Raw genomic sequence first — 19,688 nt, forward strand, 5'->3', positions numbered from 1 at the left:
CCCCTAGCCCCCCAAGCGAGCAATCCCTCGCTTGGGGGGAAAAAGAGTCAATTTGCTTCTAAAAGTCCCCCGAGCTAGCAATCCCTCGCTCGGGGGATTTAGGGGGCTTGGATGTAGCAAATGAGACTTCTCAGACAACCTCTCAGATAACTTGAAAAGCTGACAATCGTTAAAGTAACCACTGCCCACCCTACATCTACAGTAGGGTGGGCAAATAAATTTTGGCAATTTGATCAGTTATCCTGTGGATTTGCCCACAAGACTTGAGCGTACGCACTAAAAATCCTAGTCAGGTAGGGTGGGCAAATTATGGAAGTTTGGCAATTTGATCAGGAATCATGTCCCTTTGCCCACCCTACTAAAAATTGTAGTCAGGTAGGGTGGGCAAATTATGAAAGTTTGACCAAATGATAAGTTATCCTGTGGATTTGCCCACCCTACTGTAGCTATTCCCTATTCCCTGTTCCCTAAAAAATAATAAACAAAAAAAATAGCCGCAGAACAATGTTCCACGGCTAGGAATTGTTACCTATGTCTCAACTTTGTAAACCCATCCAGATGTGATCCGATGTGATTGGCCAAAGGCCACACTACACGATCAGACCTGATGCTTTGGCCAGGGGGCAAAGCCCCCTGAAATTTAAGCCCTTAACCCAGCATTAAGTATTTTGTCATTACCGTGATGAATTCCCCAGGAATGTCAGTTGATTGAAGGGGGCTCCACTCGTCAACTTGGGCGTAACCCCGTGCATAAAGGGTATGGATGGTGTTGTTTATTGCCTGGCGGGAGCCCTTCAAAATGTGCTTAATGGGGTATTTTTTTTGGGAAGGTTCCTGAGGAATATTACTAGGAGTAATTTCTTCAGGAGTGTTTTCTGGGTTAGGGCGGAAGTTGTCAGACATAGTAAAAAAACGTTTTAAGGTTTACAAACATAATCATAACGATAATAATTTAATTTGTCAAGGAATTTTAGATTTTTTTTGAGTTGTAATTGATAGAAAATGTACGTTTATGGTATGAAGTATTGTTTTGTACAAAGGTAATTCTAAATTCTAAATTCTAAATTCTAAATTCTAAATTTCCGACTCCCCACTGCCTGTATTTTTTTGTTACACTAAATTGATATTGGGTTTCATGCATTTACTAGTTAATGCTATATAATTAACTGGAGGCTAATCGGTGAGTGATTCAACGGGCTTAATCGAAATCTCAAGCCATCAGGACTCATTTGCCAGAGCGGATGTGGTGTTTGTTCACGGGCTGGGAGGGGATGCGATAAGCACGTGGCATCCCCAGGGAAAACGGGATGATGATGACTACTGGCTAGGATGGTTAGGAAAAGATAATTTATGCGTTAACATCTGGTCTTTTGGGTATAGCGCTAAAGCGACAAACTGGAAAAGCAACAGCAGTATGCCCCTTTTCGATCAATCTAGTAATTTATTAGATTGGTTAGATATCCGCGAGCTCGGCCAACGTCCATTAATCTTTATTACTCACAGTATGGGCGGGCTTTTAGTCAAAAAAATGCTCAAAAGTGCCTTGACCTTTCAAAAGCAAGCCATTCTTGAGCAGACGAAAGCGATTGTATTTCTGGCTACTCCCCACACTGGGGCTCATCTGGCTAATTTAATTAAAAATATTGGCGTTCTGGCACGAACCACCGTAAGTTTAAAGGAACTACAAGCTAATGAACCTCAGTTACTGGAATTAAATGAATGGTATCGAGAAAATGTCCGGAGTCTAGGCATTGCCACAAAAGTCTACTATGAAACTCAGCCTGTCAAAGGGATTTTGGTAGTAGACCCAGCTAGTGCCAACCCCGGTATTGAAAAAGTGAAGCCGGTTGGGATGCCAAAGAATCACATTGACCTATGTAAACCAGAGTCTCAAAACAGTCAGGTCTATCTTAGTGTCAATAAATTTATCAAAGAATGCCTCAAAACAAAAGAGACAGCTATAATAATTCGCACAGAATGGGGATTAACCATTGCCGGAACACGCATCACTCTCTACGATGTGATGGATTATGTCACAGCTCAGTATCCACCAAAATTAATTGGCGATGTCCTTAACCTCACAAAGGAACAAGTAAGCGCTGCTCTATCATATATTGAAGAAAATCGTACCCAAGTCGAAGCAGAGTATCAAACTATTTTGCAAGAGGAACAGGAAAACCGACAGTATTGGGAACAACGGAATCGAGAACACTTTGCTCGCATTGCAACAATGCCCCCTAAACCCGGTCGAGAAGCGTTGTGGGCAAAACTCCAGGAACAGAAAGCAAGACACGGACAGAACGCATGATTTTCTTGATTGATCACAATCTTGAGAGACATGCAAAAGTTTTGTTAGGCAACTGATAACTGAATGCTTACAGAGTTTTCATAAAATTCATTCTCTGGTGGGTGGTGCGTTACGGGGCGGACTATACCAACGCTGGCTACGAGGGGAAAAATAAGGGTAAGTCCGCCCCTAACACACCCTACTGACTGCCCACCCTACATCTCCTCCCGATTGCCGATTCCCGATTCCCGATTCCCGACTTCTAGAAAATATCCTTCCGCTTCTGTAATCGAAAAGCAATTATTAAATAAACCGCTATATGTAAGCACAATAGTAGCCAATTAAGAATCAAATTTTGCCAAGTGGCATCATAAACTGGTGTTGCTTCAAAGGGAGGAGGGGGAAGCTTTAATCCGAACCTCGAAGACTGTTCGGGTACCATACTATTCACATTTACCAGGGCACCATAAGCTCCCATTGACCAACGACTTACCATCAGCCAAGATAGTGTACTGGCTAATCCTTTGAGTTTAAAAATAACTCCAGAAAAAATAATCTGGGGTAGCAAAATTAATGGTATAGTATTATTGGCTTCACTTTCATTTTTAACTAATGTCGATACCATCAGACCTAAACTGGTAGCAGCGATAATGGTTAAAAAAGTCGTGATTCCCAAGCCAATTTTCCAATCCAGTAGTTCAGAGGTAGGTGACTTAAACCCATAGAGCACAATAGTAACAATCAATATAGTTTGTAAAAGAGCTAAGCCAGACCGAATCAATACTTTGGAACCGAGATAGGGAAATAACCCTAAATTAACCAGTCGCTCTCTGGCATAAATACTAGACTCTTTCACAATTTCTTGCAGTGAACTAGATAGTCCTACCCAAAGGGCAGCACAGGTAAAAATAAACAGTACTTGTAGCGCTAGAGGTGCTTGGGTGATCTCTGGAGAATTCAGTTGAGCTAAAGGGTCTTGCCCTGACAAGGTCAGAATAATCAAGCTAATCCCAATGGGAGCAGTTAGTAAGGCTAGGGCAACACTCCGCATATCCCGCACTACTAGTTTTAGATAGCGCTGACTGAGCAACAGCAGTTGCTTGAGTTTGAGTTGCTTGAGTTGCTTGAAAACAGGAATACCAGAACTTTTGCTAGGGATTGAGGTCGATAGCAACCTTTGACCAGGACTGAGGTGGGCGGAAATGTAGGTCTTGTAACCAGGTGAGCTGAGAAACCGCTGATGCCAGTTTTCACTATTCTGCTCAAGTTCCTCCGGTGTTTCCCCTTGCTCTAGCTTCAGGTAAATATCAGGGAAGTATCTTAAGTCTGGAGATGGCATCTTAAAAAAGTCCATGGCTTCTGTGGGAGGACCAAAGTAACACAACCGTCCACCCCGACCCATAAAGGCAATGCGATCGCATACGTCAATATTCGCAGTAGCATGAGTCACCAGCACCACAGTTCGTCCCTGATTCGCTAATTCTCGCAATAGCTGCATCATTTCCTTATCCAGTCCTGGATCTAGACCAGACGTAGGCTCATCCAGAAAGAACAGTTTCGGATCAGCCAATAATTCCACAGCAATACTGACTCGTTTCCGTTGTCCCCCACTGAGATTACCCACAACCGTGTTTCTCACAAAATCCAGTTTGACTTGTGACAAGGTTTGCTTCACCACCTGTTTCACATCAGTATCTGGTGGTAATCGTAATTCACAGGCATAGGTTAGTACTTCTTTTACCGTTAAATCCCGATGCACAATATCATCTTGGGGAACATAGCCAATTTGTGAGCGGTACTGATTAAAATGCTGTCGCAAATCTTGGCCATTGATAAATACAGTACCTTTAGTAATTGGTGCAATTCCTAATAGCGTTTTCAGTAACGTAGATTTCCCAGTGCCACTACCTCCTACCAACGCCACTAACTGACCTGGTTCAATCGGCATAGAAACCTGATTGAGGATAGTGCGTTTTTTGCCTAATTTATAACTAACCTGGCGCAGCAATTTATCAGCATCAATCCGAATTTGATTACCTTGGTCAACTAATTCTAAAGTATCCTGCCTCAACAGTAATATAAACGGACCAATCCGAATCGTATCCCCATCCTTAAGTAATACTGGTTTATGGATTAACTTGTCATTGATAAAGGTTCCATTTCTGCTATAATTATTAATCTGATAATTGCCTTCGGAAATCTTGATGATGGTAGCGTGAAGGGTGGAAACCGTCGGTGCATCTAATTGCCAAGAGTGGGAAAGTTGATTATTAGGAGAACGACCCAATTGCACTGGCCACTTTTGGACACTTGCCAAGGAAAGCTGCCGTTTATTTGGCGTCACCCTTGGTTGACTATGGGCCGGATTAAAATAAGTGAGGCGAATGTAGTCCCGAGGATTTTGTCCAATAGTCAACTCTACGCCATGCTTGAGAAGATACCCATCAGTGATGCGAGTGTGGTTAACAAATAGTCCATTAGTACTGGGATTTCCCCCATCACCATCAAAGATGCGATAATCCTCTCCCTCTTGAAGCAGAAAAGCATGGCGTTGGGAGACAATAGTCCAGCCTGTTTCAGGAATATCGAAATCTGACCAAGTGCGATCGCGTCCTAATCGATAAAATCCTTTCTCAAGAGAAAAACGAAGTACTTTACCTTGATTGTTTAGCTCTAGATAGCTCATTGTCATAGTTGGGATTTTTTTGATAATGTTTCCCTTTTATTATTTTAAATAAAATGATCTTGAGTCTAAATAAGCTAAGTTTGTCTCTATTTTCAACCTGTTGATGAATAATCATGCAATTTTGATATAGCAATTCTCCCATGCTATATGTATTACTTATATAGGCATTCTATATGATTCGTGAAATATATTTGGCGAAGCTATCGCTATAACCCTTGCTCAGTAATGATTTACGATCTTGCATATTTTACAAATGATTTAGAATTACTATAGCGTTTCTAGGACTCATGAGGTACAGTATTCTTTGACGTTGATTCCCTTTTAGGTGCGCTTGACCCATTAAGAATTAAATTCGCGAACGGGTCGCACCTCTTAATGCAGCGCATCGCTATTCTATATTCTCTATTCCCCTCTTGGGAGGGGTTAGGGGTGGGTTCCTGTTCCCGTCTTGATGCAGTCGCTCATGGGGGAAACCCCCAAGACCGCGCTGCATCGCTGTTCCCAGATCCGCTGTTCCCTAAAATCTAGAAATTGTGTACCTCACAAGTCATAGAATTGCTATATTCATTTAACCTCTATTTTGTCAAGTCTTATTTATACAAAATAGCGGCGATTACCCTGGGTTTTCTAGAAAAATATTTGATTTAGACGCTTCGCAACAAAAGATTATAACTTGGTCGCAAGTGCCCATACCACCAGTTTGCCTTGAGCGCCAAACTTGTCTGTGAAAATTTTTGAAATAGCAATGGTAAATCAGTTTTAAAATCTTAAAAATCTGAAATCTTTGCAGGGCTTGGGTTAGAGCATAAGTTCGGCCACTATATTTGACAAATCAGATCGGATTTCTATAGAATCGCTTCATGGAATTTACATAAATCATCGTAATATGGTATTACTAGGGTTAATTAGTATGGCTTGCTCTGAACCTTCCAATAGAAGGTTAACGGTTACCAGATTTTTATAAAATTACTTTAAAATTAAGGATAGTTTTTGACATGACTACTTATACAACACAATTGAGCAACGTTAGCTTAACCGAACAGCAAGCCTACTGGAAAAAGCGACTAAGTGGGGAACTGCCGGTTTTACAAGAATTTTTAAATGAGCAGCGATCGCCAGTTGAGACATTTACTAGATCCAGGGAACCTTTGCAACTCGATCAACAGCTCTATATAGAGATAACTAAATTTTGTAGATGTGAAAACATCACTATATTTACCGCAATTTTAGCTATATTTAAAATTATTTTACTGCGTTACACGGGGCATAAAGATATCATTGTTGGTTCTATATCTACCGATAGTATTAGGGAAATCAAGTCAGGAAGTACGGAAAAGTTTTATAATCCAATAGCACTAAGGACAAACTTATCAGGTGATCTAAGTGCTAGAGAACTTTTAAAGCGGGTTGCTAATACAATTGAGGAGGCTAGAGAAAATCGAGATTACCCATTTGAGAAGTTAGTTGAGGAATTAAAAACAGATGAAGGGTTAAGCATAGCATCAATTTTTCAGGTGATGTTGGTGTTGTGTAATGTGCCATTTTGTATTTCCAAAATACCGATAGAGAAAGAGAATTTAGCAAACATCTCTGAACAAATTCACAGCTGTGCTCTGGTGATTATGGCTTCTGAGGAAGAAGGGAGTTTAACCCTAGAGTGTGAATACAACTCCCAGTTGTTGGATTCAGCAACAATTCAGCAAATTTTGGGGCATTTCCAGACTTTGCTTGAGGCCATCGTTGCTAATCCAGACCAGTGTCTTGCCACTTTACCACTGTTGAGTGCAGCTCAAGAGCAGCAGCTACTACTTAAGTGGAATGATACCCAGGTAGAGTACCCCCTTGATAAATGTATCCATCAACTATTTGAGGAGCAGGTAGAGAAAACTCCAGAGGCCGTAGCAGCAGTTTTTCAAGCAGAGCAGCTAACCTATCGGGAGCTGAATCGACGAGCTAATCAACTGGCCTATTATCTGCGTTCGCTTGGGGTAGGAGCAGATGCGCTAGTGGGTCTTTGTGTAGAGCGTTCTCTGGAGATGCTGGTGGGACTGCTTGGTATTCTCAAGGCTGGTGGCGCTTATGTGCCTTTAGATCCAAGCTATCCCCAAGAACGCTTAGCTTTCATGTTATCCGATGCTAAAGTTTCAGTGCTGGTCACTCAAGAAAAATTGCTGAATCAATTGCCAGACCATGGGGCAGATCTAGTTAACTTGGATAGAGATTGGACAGTAATCTCCAACAAGAGTGAAGAAAATCCCATTAGCGATGCCACAGCCGAAAACTTAGCTTATGTGATCTACACATCCGGTTCCACAGGCAAGCCTAAGGGGGTGCTGGTAACTCATCAAAACCTAGTTCACTCCACTCAGGCTCGTATTGAGTATTACTCCGAACCCCTAACTAGCTATCTGTTGTTGTCTTCCTTCGCTTTTGATAGTTCAGTAGCAGGTATCTTTTGGACTTTGTGTGAAGGGGGAACCCTGGTGCTGCCCCACCAAAACTATCAGCAAGATCCTCGACAACTGACTAGTTTAATTACTCAGCATCATGTTTCTCATTTACTGTGTTTACCATCTCTATATGCTCTAATTTTGGCACAAGGAACTTCCAAACTTGTTTCCTTACAGGCCGTTATTGTTGCAGGAGAAGCTTGTACTACAGATTTAATTACACTGCATCACCAACGACTCCCAGACACATCCCTTTATAATGAGTACGGTCCGACAGAAGCAACAGTTTGGAGCAGTGTTTATAAGTGTCAGCCTCAGGCAGCACTAGCTAGAGTGCCCATTGGTCGCCCCATTGCTAATACACAAATCTATCTACTAGATAGCCATCTCCAGCTCGTTCCCATTGGGGTTCCTGGAGAAGTCTACATTAGTGGTGCTGGCATTACTAGAGGTTATCTAAATCGTCCGGAATTGACTGAAGAGAGGTTTATTCCTAACCCCTTTAACAATTCAAAATTCAAAATTCAAAATTCAAAATTTAGCGATCGCCTTTGGCGCGGCTTAGGCCTGCCCCAAAAGAGCGATCGCTTTTACAAAACAGGGGATTTAGCTCGTTATTTACCTGATGGTAATATTGAGTTTATCGGTCGTGTGGATCATCAAGTAAAACTTCGTGGTTTCCGAATTGAACTCGGGGAAATTGAAGCCTTGCTGAGTCAGCATTCCCAAGTGAAGCAGAGTGTTGTTTTAGCTAGGGAAGATACACCAGGGGATAAACGATTGGTGGCTTATGTTGTTCCTAACGAAGAAGCCAATAATATCGCCAGAACTGATCAAGTTGAGCAATGGCAGGAAGTCGATAACGCCATTTATAGCCAATCTGCTCCCGTGGCTGACCCCACCTTTAATATTATTGGTTGGAATGATAGCTATCAGGGTGAGCCGATTCCAGAACAGGAGATGCGGGAATGGGTAGAGCAGACAACAGCACGGATTCTTGCCTGCAAGCCAACTCGGGTGCTGGAGTTAGGTTGCGGAACAGGGATGCTGTTATTTCGGATTGCCCCCCATTGTTCTAAGTATGTGGGAATTGATATTTCCCAGGAAGCTTTGGACTATATTGAGGAGCAAATTGAACAATTAGATGGCAATTGGTCCGGTGTCGAGCTTTGCCAGGGAGCTGCTGACAATTTTGAGGATATCGAACCTCAGTCATTTGACGCAGTCGTTATCAATTCAGTCGTTCAGCATTTTCCCAGTATTGATTACTTAATAGAGGTGCTGGAAAAAGCAGTGCAAGCAGTTACTCCAGGAGGCTTTATCTTCCTCGGAGATATACGAAGTTTGCCGTTATTGGAAGCTTTCCATAGCTCTGTGCAACTGTATCAGGCTCCGAAACAGCTATCTGGAGAACAGTTGCAGCAACGCATCCAAACCAGGATGAGCAATGAAGAGGATTTGGTCATTGACCCAGAATTGTTTGTCGCTCTGCAGCACCACCTCCCCCAAATTAGTCATGTCGATATTCAGCTTAAGCGTGGTAGTTATCATAATGAGCTGACAAGATTCCGCTACGATGCCATCCTTCATTTAGGGGAAGCCGTCTCTTCTACTGTAGAACCTAGCTGGTTACACTGGCAGCAAGATGAATTAACCTTACCTTCTGTTCGCCAGCTACTCCAACAGAGCCAACCTGAAATGCTGGGTATCAAAACTATTCCCAATCCACGTTTGGTGTCAGAAGTCAAGCTTTTAGAATTACTAGACCAGGGAGAGCTAGCTACTGTAGCCGAACTCAGGGAGGCATTAAAACAGGAAAAAACCGTTGGTATAGAGCCAGAGGATTGGTGGGACTTGAGCCAGCAGCTACCCTATACCATCTATATCAACTGGTCTAGTTCCCAAGCAAAGGACTGCTATGATGTCATTTTTCGACATCATCTCACTACTCCCTGCACCCCATACCCCAAACCCCCAGGTCAAGCCAAGCCTTGGAAAGACTACGCTAATAATCCCCTTCAGGGTAAAGTAGCTCGCCAACTCGAACCCCAACTGCGCCATTATTTACAATCAATTTTGCCTAACTACATGGTGCCAGCTGCATTTGTCACCCTTGAGAAAATGCCTCTGACGGCTAATGGAAAAGTAAACCGTCGTGCCTTACCGGCTCCAGAAAGGTCCCGTCCGGAATTGTCCACAGCACTGGTCATGCCTCAGTCACAGACAGAGGAATTGATTGCTCAGGTTTGGCAGGATATGTTGCAGTTAGAGGTAGTAGGGATTAATGATAATTTCTTTGAGCTGGGGGGTAATTCTTTACTACTAATCCAGGTTCATAAACGATTAGTTGAAGCCTTAAAGGTTGAGCTACCAGTGGTCACGCTGTTTCAGTACCCTACCATTAGCAGTTTAGCCCAACACTTAAGCCAGCAAGACCAAAAGCAACCAGTTTTCAAGACTCGTAAGGGAATTAGTCAACAAGTTGAACATGATTCTATCGCCATTATTGGCATGAGCGGACGGTTTCCAGGAGCCAAAGATATAGAGACATTTTGGCAGAATTTGCTGGATGGAGTGGAATCAATTTCCACTTTTGCTGAAGATGAATTGGAACCAGCGGATCCCGCTTGGCTGAAGAATCCTAACTATGTCAAAGCTGGTGCAATTTTGGAAGATATTGACCAGTTTGATGCGGGCTTTTTTGGCTATAGTCCCAAAGAAGCAGCAATCCTAGACCCCCAACAACGAATTTTCTTGGAGTGCGCTGTGGTTGCCCTTGAGGATGCTGGATATGACCCGGAAACCTATCCAGGAGCAATCGCTGTTTATGCAGGTGGAGGCATCAATACCTATCTAATTAATAACGTTAGTCCAGGTTTGGGTTATGCTAACAATCGTTCCTTTTTGGAAACCGTTGGTGACGTGCAAATGACCATCGGACAAGCACCCGATTTTCTACCCACGCGGGTGTCCTACAAGCTAAATCTAACCGGACCGAGCGTGAATATTCAAACCGCTTGTTCCACAGCACTAGTAGCGGTCCATAGTGCTTGTCAGAGTTTGCTAAACACGGAGTGCGACATGGCATTAGCAGGGGGAGTTGCCATCCGCTTGCCCCAAAAAACGGGCTACCTTCACCAAGAAGGGGCAGTATTTTCCCCTGACGGCCATTGTCGAGCTTTTGATGCCCAGGCTCAAGGAACCGTATTTGGGAATGGTGCAGGAATTGTAGTTCTCAAACGGCTATCGGATGCGATCGCAGATCAAGATAGTATCTATGCAGTTATCAAAGGCTCGGCCATTAACAACGATGGTTCCTTAAAGGTCAGTTATGCTGCCCCCTCAGTAGAAGGACAAGCTGCTGTCATTGCTGAAGCCCAAGCCGTTGCTGGAATTGATGCCAGTACGGTGAGCTATATCGAAGCCCATGGCACTGCTACTGCCCTTGGGGATCCGATCGAAATTGCCGCACTGACCCAAGCCTTTCGAGAAACCACTGCCGAAACAGGCTTTTGTGCCATTGGTTCGGTGAAAACCAATGTGGGACATTTAGCTAATGCTGCCGGTATCACAGGCTTAATTAAAACCGTACTGGCACTCAAACACCAGCAAATCCCCCCTAGCCTGAACTTTGAGCAACCCAATCCCAACATTGATTTTGCAGGTAGTCCTTTTTACGTTAATACCAAGTTGTCGGCATGGGAAGCCAAGGATACTCCCCGCCGTGCTGGGGTGAGTTCCTTTGGTATGGGAGGAACGAATGTTCATGTGGTGTTGGAGGAAGCACCTTTAACAGGGAATCGGGAATCGGGAATCGGGAGCGGTGCGACCCCGGTCGGGTTTCCCGACCTAGGGAACGCGCACCGTAGGGAATCGGGAATCGGGAATGGGAAATGGGGAATTGGGAATTGGGAGCGTTCATCCCATATCTTTACCTTATCCGCTAAGACCGAGAAGGCATTGCACGAGTTGAGAGAACGCTATTTGACTTACCTGGAATCTCACCCAGAAACAGAACTAGCCAATATTTGTTTTACGGCTAATACGGGACGCAAACATTTCAAGCATCGGTTGGCAGTTGTTGTAGAGTCGCGATCGGCTTTGCCGCGCTCTGAAGAGCGATCGCAACTGCAGGAACAATTAGCGAAGGTTACACCTGAAATACTAGGCCAGACGAAGACTTCAGAAAAAACAGCAGGAATCGCATTTTTATTTACCGGGCAAGGCTCCCAATATCTCAACATGGGACGTCAACTCTACGATACCCAACCGACCTTCCGTGACACACTCGAACAGTGCGATCGCATTCTGCGTTCCTATCTCGAAATCCCTTTACTAGAAGTACTGTATCCCCAAGGGGAAGCAAGAGGAAACAACAAAGAGAAACAAATCCCAAACTCTGTTAGCGCAGGTTGGTGGGTTAGCAGCAAACCCCACACCCCACACCCCACACCCCACACCCTAGAGCAGACTGCCTATACCCAACCCGCCTTATTTGCCCTAGAGTATGCCCTCTTCCAGTTATGGAAATCTTGGGGGATAGAACCCGATGTGGTTATCGGTCATAGTGTCGGAGAATATGTCGCGGCTTGTGTAGCTGGAGTTTTCAGTTTAGAAGACGGTTTAAAATTAATCGCCCACCGTGGCAGACTAATGCAAGCACTGCCTGAAGCTGGGACAATGGTTTCCCTGTTGGCTCCTCCAGAGCGGGTTAAAGAAGCCATTCAACCCTACGAAAACGACGTTTCAATTGCAGCAATTAACGGACCAGAAAGTGTAGTAATTTCCGGTAAACAAGAAGCTATTGACAGTATTTGTGAAACCCTGGAATCTGAAGGGATTAAAACGAAAAAATTAACCGTTTCCCATGGGTTTCACTCACCGTTGATGGAGCCAATCTTAGCAGAATTTGAGACTATTGCTCGACAAGTTAGTTTTTCTCTCCCCCATCTTAAACTAATTAGCAACCTCACCGGACAGGTGGCAACCAATGACATAGCAACTCCAGACTATTGGGTTCGTCATATCCGACAACCGGTTCAATTTGCTGCCAGCATGAACAGTTTGGAACAGCAGGGTGTAGAGATATTCCTAGAAATTGGTCCGAAACCGATTTTATTAGGAATGGGGCGTCAGTGTTTGCTAGAACATGAGAGTTTATGGTTACCAAGTTTGCGCCCACCGCAAGCCGATTGGCAGCAACTATTAAACAGTTTGGTAAAACTCTATCTGCAAGGTATCCCAGTCAACTGGTTAGGATTCGATCGAGATTACCCTCGTTGCCGAGAACATTTACCAACTTATCCCTTTCAGCGACAACGCTATTGGATTGAACCAAAGAAAGTAGCTAACTATACTCCACCTTCTGACACCCATCCCTTACTCGGTCAACAATTGCCTTTAGCTGGAACCCAGGAGATTCGTTTCCAATGCCAAATCAGTCAACATTGGCACAATTTGAGCTATTTAAGTGATCATCGCATTTTTGATCGCGCAATTCTGCCCCTAACTGCCTATTTAGAAATAGCTTTAGCTGCTGGAGAAACGACTTTCCGAAGCAATCCGATCGTATTAAAAGACGTATTTATCGAGCAGCCTCTGGTGCTATCAGCTGGAGAAGAAGAAATCGACACAATACAATTGGTTTTAACTCCCCAAGGAACTGATGTCTATTCTTTCCAGATTTTTAGTCTGATTATAGCTCAGGAAAAACATCAAAAAACGACTTGGATACGTCATGCTTTCGGTGAATTTGTACTGTCTAAGAAGGGGGTAAACAACCAGACAGAACCTCAAGCAACTCAGTTTGACTTAGCAGCTTGGCAAGAGCAATGTACCGAAGCCATATCCGCCGAAGCCTTCTACGAAAAAAGGCGATATCAACACATTGATTTCGGTCCTAGCTTTCAAGGAGTAGAACAACTCTGGAAAGGTGATGGAGCAGTTCTCGGTCGCATTCGAGTGCCAGAAGTTGTCTGGCAGGAAATAGACAACTATACATTACACCCAGCGGTACTGGATACTGGTCTTCAGATTCTGGAGTCGATCTTACCAGAGGGAAGCTACTTACCAGTGATTTTAGAGCACCTGCGGGTCTACGGTCGTCCAAGTCGCTACTTGTGGAGTTATGCCACTCTCCAACAGGGAACAACTCATGAAAGCGAAACCCTAAACGCTCAAGTCAACCTGTTCGATGATCAGGGAAATTTGGTAGCATTGGTTTCCGGTTTATCCTTGCGACGTGCCAATCAAACCAGTATTGATAGTAAATCGGATTTAGAGAATCACTTATACGAAGTGGTTTGGGAACCGACTGAAGCCATTTCCCGACCCCAAGGGAGTCAACCGGGTAATTGGTTAATCTTTGCTGATGACAATGGAATTGGTGAAACCCTCGCTCAAAATCTTTTCCACCAGGGACATTCCTGTACCCTGATTGTGCCTGGTTCCAGCTATCAGCAATTAATATCGGAACAAGACTTTATTGCTGGATATTATCAAATTAACCCAGCCGCTCCCGAACAGTTCCAACAACTACTTGAAGATAACCCGGTGCCTTGGCAGGGGGTAGTTCACTTGTGGAGTCTGGAAGCGATCGCTCTTCAGAGCGCGCCAAAGGCGATCGCAAAAGACTCTACGACAACCATAGAGCGATCGCTCTTCAGAGCGCGCCAAAGGCGATCGCAACTTCTAGGTTCTGGTAGTGCCTTGCATCTAATTCAAGCGCTATCTGATGCTAAACTATCACCCCGTTTGTGGCTAGTTACCCAAGGTTCAAGACCAATCGATTCAGCCCCATTGCAAGTCCAACAGGCACCCTTATGGGGTTTAGGTCAAGCCATTTCCCTGGAATATCCCGAACTCCGGTGTATGCGTTTGGACTTAGATCCATCAGAACTGGAAACTGCATCATCTGTGGAAGTGCTGCTAGACGAACTGTTGTTTTCTGACAATAGTGAAGACCAAATTGGCTATCGACAAGGGGTTCGTTATGTAGCTAGATTAAAGCAGTTCACAACTCAAAGTACTGCTAGTCGAGAAACATTAGTAAGCAAAGATGGTAGTTACCTGATTACAGGGGGTTTGGGCGGTTTAGGAATTAAAGCGGCTCAATGGCTGATTGAACAGGGAGCTAAACACCTGGTTTTAGCCAGTCGCCGAGGAGTATCTACACCAGAGGTACAGGAAGAAGTACGCCAGTTAGAGCAAGAGGGAACGGAGGTTTTGGTTGTCCAAGCCGATGTTTCCCAGCCAGAAGATGTAACTCACTTATTAACAGCCTGTGCCCAACCCCTACGAGGTATTATTCACGCTGCTGGAGTGCTGGATGATGGTGTCCTTCAACAGCAATCTTGGGAACGGTTTGAGAAGGTAATGGCTCCCAAAGTTGCAGGTTCTTGGAATCTACACCAGTTGACCAAAGATTTACCCCTGGACTTTTTTATCTGTTTCTCTTCTGCTGCATCCATTACAGGGATGCTGGGACAAGGAAATTATATTGCTGCTAATACTTTCCTGGATGCGATCGCTTATTACCGTCGTACCCTAAATCTACCTGCCCTATGTGTAAATTGGGGCGCTTGGAGTCAAGTGGGTATGGCAGCAAAACTGAGCAGTGAGCAACAACTGCGACTAGCTGCTCAGGGGATTGATTTTATTACTTATCCAGAAGGGTTTCAATTGCTTGGCAAGTTAATGGCACAGGATGTCAGCCAAGTGACTGTGCTACCGATGACCGACTGGTCTCAATGGATCAGTGGGTTTCAACAAGTACCAACCTTCTATGAGTCTTTGATGCCAGATGCTTCTGCCAAGCCGGAATCAAACCAGTCATTAAAGTTAGAGTTGGAGCAAATACCCGAATCAGCCCGTCGAGATGTGCTTACCTGTCATGTTCGAGAACTAGTAGCTAAAACCCTAGGGTTAAAGGAACCAGAAACAATTGAGTTAGCGCAACGGTTATTTGATTTGGGGTTAGACTCTTTAATGGCGATCGAATTAAGGAGCTATTTGCAAAGGAGTCTGGGATGTAACCTACGCTCAACCCTGCTGTTTGATTATCCAACCCTAGACGCACTAGTTGATTATCTAGCAGTCGAGGTTCTAAATTTAGACAATTCAATCCCAGCTTCACCGAACAGTAAGAACAGTAAGAGTAACTATTGCTCTACCCTCGTTACGATGCAACCCCACGGCTCTAAACCGCCCTTTTTCTGTCTTCCTGGAGTTTTAGGCAATGTATTTGAACTCGAACCCTTAGCCCGTTATCTGGGCAATGAGCAACCGTTTTATGGATTGCGATCGCTCGGTTTAGATGAAGACATAGAACCCTACACAAAGATCGCTGATATTGCCGCCTACCATATTAAAGCTATCCAAGAAATACAGCCAGATGGACCCTATTTTCTCGGTGGGCATTCCTTTGGTGGTAAAGTGGCTTTTGAAATAGCAAATCAGTTACACCATCAAGGCCAAGACGTTGCTCTGTTGGCAATTATCGATATTCCAGTACCTGTTTCCGAACATGAAAAACAAGTCCTTTATTGGGATGAAAGCAAATATACGATTGACCTTGCAAGGATGTTTGAACGCGCCCTAGAGCAAAAATTAAACCTACCATCATCCCTTGAGTATTTGAGTTGGAATGAGCAAATAAACCTGCTTCTTTTGGCTTTGAAAAAAGTGGGTAAGGTGTTTAGCGAAACTGAAATAAAGCGACTATTACGAGTTTATCAGGCTAATATGCAAGCCATGACGAAGTACGTACCCCAGGAAGTCTATCCCAAGCAAATTACTCTCTTGCGGGCTAGTGAAATTTACCCAGAAGATAACTTTCTTCCAGATCAAGCAACGACTCAAAAAGATCCAACTTGGGGCTGGAGTCAGCTTTCTAGCGAATCGTTAGATTTTCAGATTGTTCCAGGAAATCATTTCACCATGATGATGGAACCCCACGTTAGCAGTTTAGCCCAACAAATTAAACTGTGCTTAAACACCACCCAAACAAAGTTGTTAAACAAATGAATACAGATCAATACAGATGAATACAGAAAATAAAATACAGTGGGTATATAAATCCCAAAACAATCAAGAATTAGCCCAACGCTATAACCAATGGGCAAAGGACTACGAACGAGATTTAAGCGAAACCTTAGGTCGTCCTAGCCGCGAACCCATAGTCGATCTAACCCTTAAGTACCTCCCCAAAAATGCTCTAATTTTAGATGCTGGAGCAGGCACAGGTACATTGGGTCAATGGTTGCACGAGGAAGGCTATCACAACCTAGTGGGAATAGACATTTCCGAAGGGATGCTGGCAGAGGCACAAAAGAAGAATGTCTACACGGAGTTACGCCCAATGGTCTTGGGCGAACCCTTAGACTTTCCCACTGCTACCTTTGATACCGTTACTGCTTGTGGAGTCTTTACCTATGGACATGCTCCCAGTAGTTCTTTTGATGAGTTGATTCGTATTACTAAACCAAAGGGATACATTATCTTTACTCTACGCCCTGACTTCTACGAAAACAGTGATTTTAAACAGAAAATGGCGGACTTAGAAGCACAAAAAAAGTGGCAATTAACAGAGCTTGGAGACAAATATAAAGCCGAAGATAAAGGGCAATTTACTCTGTATTTGCAAACTTGGGTGTATCAATTAAGCGAAGCTTAACTTGATTGAATGAAAAAAAAAATGGGTTAGGCCTAGCCTTGCTATCGGAACAAAACCAACCTTCAATGTAATGAATAAATGATTTATAAAATCTTATAATACCTAATACCTAAATTACAGTTTCTACCCCATTTTTGTAGTAAACTAGAATTATCATAAAAATGGCTTCTTAGGAAAAATCCGATGACTGCCACTACTACACTGCTTAGCCTTGAAGACTACTTAAGCCACAACGATGGCACTGATTGCCGTTATGAACTGGTGAATGGGAAACTGATTGCAATGTCTCAACCTACAGGTCAACATGGTGCAATTACTGAGTTTCTCAACGATCAATTTCGAGCTGAAATTCAAGAGCAAAGGTTAGCCTGGGTTGCTAAGCAAGGGTTAATTGCCATCGAGTCACCCCGGGGGGGACGTTGGGATACAGCACGGATTCCAGATGTAACGGTGGTAACACTGGAGCAATGGGAGGGAATGCTGGCTCGAGAGGCGATCATTCGTCTTAACGAATCACCACCTTGGTTGGTGGTTGAAGTAGTTAGCGAATCGACTCGGACGACCGATTATCGTAGCAAACGAGTGGAGTATAACTTGCTGGGGATTCGCGAATATTGGATTGTCGATCCACTCAAAAAGCAGGTTTTGGTATTGCACTTGGTAGATGATCTTTATGAGGAAAAGGTTTTTGTAGGTAATGAGTTGATTGAATCAATAGTTTTTCCAGGTTTGCAGCTTTCAGCAGAACAAGTTTTGAATGGAGCTGTTTAGTGTAAGTCATAAGTAGATAATTGACAATAAAATTTGATGCAGAACCTTTTTACCGGGATGAAATCTTATCTAGAACATCCATAAATTTTCTATGGAAACATAACGCTTAATACCTAACAATAATGTTAATCACAATTCCTGACTCTCAGCCCTCAAAAGAGCTATCGTTATCAGCATACTACCAACAAGTCCGCCAACTCAGCGAACAAATTTGTCAACCCCTAGAAATTGAAGACTATGTAGTCCAAAGTATGCCCGATGCTAGTCCCATTAAATGGCATCTGGCCCATACTGCTTGGTTTTTTGAAACCTTTATTTTAGTTCCCTACTTCCAAGGCTACAGCGTTTTTCATCCCAAATATGACTACCTATTAAATTCTTACTACGAGTCATTAGGGGAACGAGTTGCTGCCGCCCAACGGGGAACATTATCTCGCCCCACCGTAGCAGAAGTCTATCGTTATCGTGCCTATGTGGATGAAGTGATGCAGTCATTCATAGCAGAAAATCTCGGAAACTCAGAATTAGAATCCCTGATTATTATTGCACTCCACCACGAACAGCAACATCAAGAGTTTCTATTTACCAACATTAAGCATATCTTTGGCAATAATCCCCTACGTCCCGTCTATAAACCTGATTTACCCACACCCAATCCTGCATCTGTAGGCAAACAGCTTGATTGGTTAGACTATCCAGCACAATTGTATGAAATTGGTCACGATGGCGAAGGATTTGCCTTCGATAATGAACAACCTCGCCATCGAGTTTATTTGCAAGACTATCAACTCGCTTCTCGATTAGTAACCAATGGAGAATACCTAGAATTTATCCAAGCTGGAGGTTACAATAATCCCGATTATTGGCTATCAGAAGGTTGGAAAACTGCTCGTTATCAAAATTGGAAAGCACCTTTATATTGGGAACAAATTGATGGTGATTGGTGGTTGATGACCCTAGGTGGGATGCGTCCCTTAAATGAGAATGAACCCGTCTGTCACGTTAGCTTTTATGAAGCCGATGCCTACGCCCGTTGGGCAGGTAAACGTTTACCAACTGAAGCTGAGTGGGAAATAGCAACTACTAATGTTCCAGTAGAAGGAAACTTATTAGAAAGTGGAATGCTGCACCCTGCTCCAGCAACAGAAAATACTCAACCAGACCAACTATTCGGTGATGTGTGGGAATGGACAAATAGCACCCATCAACCTTATCCTGGTTATCGTCTAGAAGCGGGAATAGTGGGTGAATATAACGGCAAATTAATGTGTAATCGACTGGTATTACGAGGAGGTTCATGCGTAACACCCTTGTCTCATATTCGTCCAACCTATCGCAACTTTTACCCGCCTTCTACCCGGTGGCAGTTCACTGGTATTCGCTTGGCAGATACTTGTTGACCAAAACAAATTTAGGATTTAAAATTTAGGATTTAGAATTTAGAATTTAGAATTGACGCTCTAGGAGTTTTTCATGCGACCAAAACCTATTCCCCCCGGTCCCGGTCAAGAATCAGTTTGGGACTATCCCCGACCTCCCCGGGTTGAAGATGTAACTAAGCAGATTAAGATTATTTTTAATGGTGAAATCATTGCCGATACCCACCGTGCCAAGAGAGCACTAGAAACTAGTCATCCACCCAACTATTATATTCCCGTAGAAGATATCAAAATCGAGTACTTCACACCGAGTAATCACTCCACTTACTGCGAGTGGAGGGGAAGGGCATATTACTATACCCTAACGGTAGGCGATCGCGAAGCTAAAAATGTTGCCTGGTACTATACTGAAATATTCCCAGCCTACGAGGAACTCATAGGT

Annotated in this window: 9 protein-coding genes; 7 read left to right on the forward strand and 2 right to left on the reverse strand. The window is 43.6% G+C overall.

Annotation, left to right across the window (positions count from 1 at the left end):
• Positions 1-648: 648 nt before the first annotated feature.
• Positions 649-903 carry a hypothetical protein gene (locus F6K52_RS14725; RefSeq protein ID WP_293078776.1) on the reverse strand — a complete coding sequence of 85 codons (255 nt, stop codon included), beginning with the start codon at positions 901-903 and terminating at the stop codon, positions 649-651.
• Positions 904-1,180: 277 nt separating this feature from the next.
• Between F6K52_RS14725 and F6K52_RS37005 the strand changes: the two genes are divergently transcribed.
• A complete protein-coding gene (locus F6K52_RS37005; protein ID WP_364417760.1) occupies positions 1,181-2,308 on the forward strand; it encodes a DUF433 domain-containing protein in 1,128 nt (375 codons plus the stop codon).
• Between the two features lie 241 nt (positions 2,309-2,549).
• Here the strand turns inward: F6K52_RS37005 and F6K52_RS14735 are convergent, their stop codons facing one another.
• Positions 2,550-4,973 (reverse strand): ATP-binding cassette domain-containing protein, encoded by a 2,424-nt coding sequence (locus F6K52_RS14735; RefSeq protein ID WP_293078793.1) that lies wholly within the window; start codon positions 4,971-4,973, stop codon positions 2,550-2,552.
• 375 nt (positions 4,974-5,348) lie between these two features.
• Here F6K52_RS14735 and F6K52_RS14740 point away from each other — a divergent pair, with 375 nt between their 5' ends.
• The 6 genes from F6K52_RS14740 to F6K52_RS14765 all read left to right on the forward strand — a co-directional run.
• The gene (locus F6K52_RS14740; protein ID WP_293078778.1) at positions 5,349-5,501 is read left to right on the forward strand and encodes a hypothetical protein; all 153 of its coding nucleotides are present in this window, start codon (positions 5,349-5,351) and stop codon (positions 5,499-5,501) included.
• A gap of 467 nt (positions 5,502-5,968) precedes the next feature.
• Complete coding sequence (locus F6K52_RS14745; protein ID WP_293078780.1) at positions 5,969-16,447, forward strand: non-ribosomal peptide synthetase/type I polyketide synthase; 10,479 nt, start codon at positions 5,969-5,971, stop codon at positions 16,445-16,447.
• A gap of 16 nt (positions 16,448-16,463) precedes the next feature.
• Positions 16,464-17,096 carry a class I SAM-dependent methyltransferase gene (locus F6K52_RS14750; protein ID WP_293078782.1) on the forward strand — a complete coding sequence of 211 codons (633 nt, stop codon included), beginning with the start codon at positions 16,464-16,466 and terminating at the stop codon, positions 17,094-17,096.
• Between the two features lie 183 nt (positions 17,097-17,279).
• Positions 17,280-17,867: a Uma2 family endonuclease gene (locus F6K52_RS14755; protein ID WP_293078784.1), complete on the forward strand. Its 588-nt coding sequence runs from the start codon at positions 17,280-17,282 to the stop codon at positions 17,865-17,867.
• A 122-nt stretch (positions 17,868-17,989) separates the two neighbouring features.
• Entirely contained in the window at positions 17,990-19,267 is a 1,278-nt protein-coding gene (gene egtB, locus F6K52_RS14760) for an ergothioneine biosynthesis protein EgtB (protein WP_293078786.1), read from the forward strand.
• A gap of 73 nt (positions 19,268-19,340) precedes the next feature.
• Positions 19,341-19,688: DUF427 domain-containing protein (locus F6K52_RS14765; protein ID WP_293078788.1), on the forward strand; the 348-nt coding region annotated here is incomplete at its 3' end.

This window comes from Moorena sp. SIO3H5 (genome assembly GCF_010692395.1).
In the GTDB taxonomy this organism is placed as follows: Bacteria; Cyanobacteriota; Cyanobacteriia; order Cyanobacteriales; family Coleofasciculaceae; genus Moorena.

Coding starts and splice junctions, on each gene's coding strand:
- F6K52_RS14725 (WP_293078776.1), bottom strand. CDS start 903: ATGTCTGACAACTTCCGCCCTAACCCAGAAAACACTCCTGAAGAAATT.
- F6K52_RS14735 (WP_293078793.1), bottom strand. CDS start 4,973: ATGAGCTATCTAGAGCTAAACAATCAAGGTAAAGTACTTCGTTTTTCT.
- F6K52_RS14740 (WP_293078778.1), top strand. CDS start 5,349: ATGCAGCGCATCGCTATTCTATATTCTCTATTCCCCTCTTGGGAGGGG.
- F6K52_RS14745 (WP_293078780.1), top strand. CDS start 5,969: ATGACTACTTATACAACACAATTGAGCAACGTTAGCTTAACCGAACAG.
- F6K52_RS14750 (WP_293078782.1), top strand. CDS start 16,464: ATGAATACAGAAAATAAAATACAGTGGGTATATAAATCCCAAAACAAT.
- F6K52_RS14755 (WP_293078784.1), top strand. CDS start 17,280: ATGACTGCCACTACTACACTGCTTAGCCTTGAAGACTACTTAAGCCAC.
- egtB (WP_293078786.1), top strand. CDS start 17,990: ATGTTAATCACAATTCCTGACTCTCAGCCCTCAAAAGAGCTATCGTTA.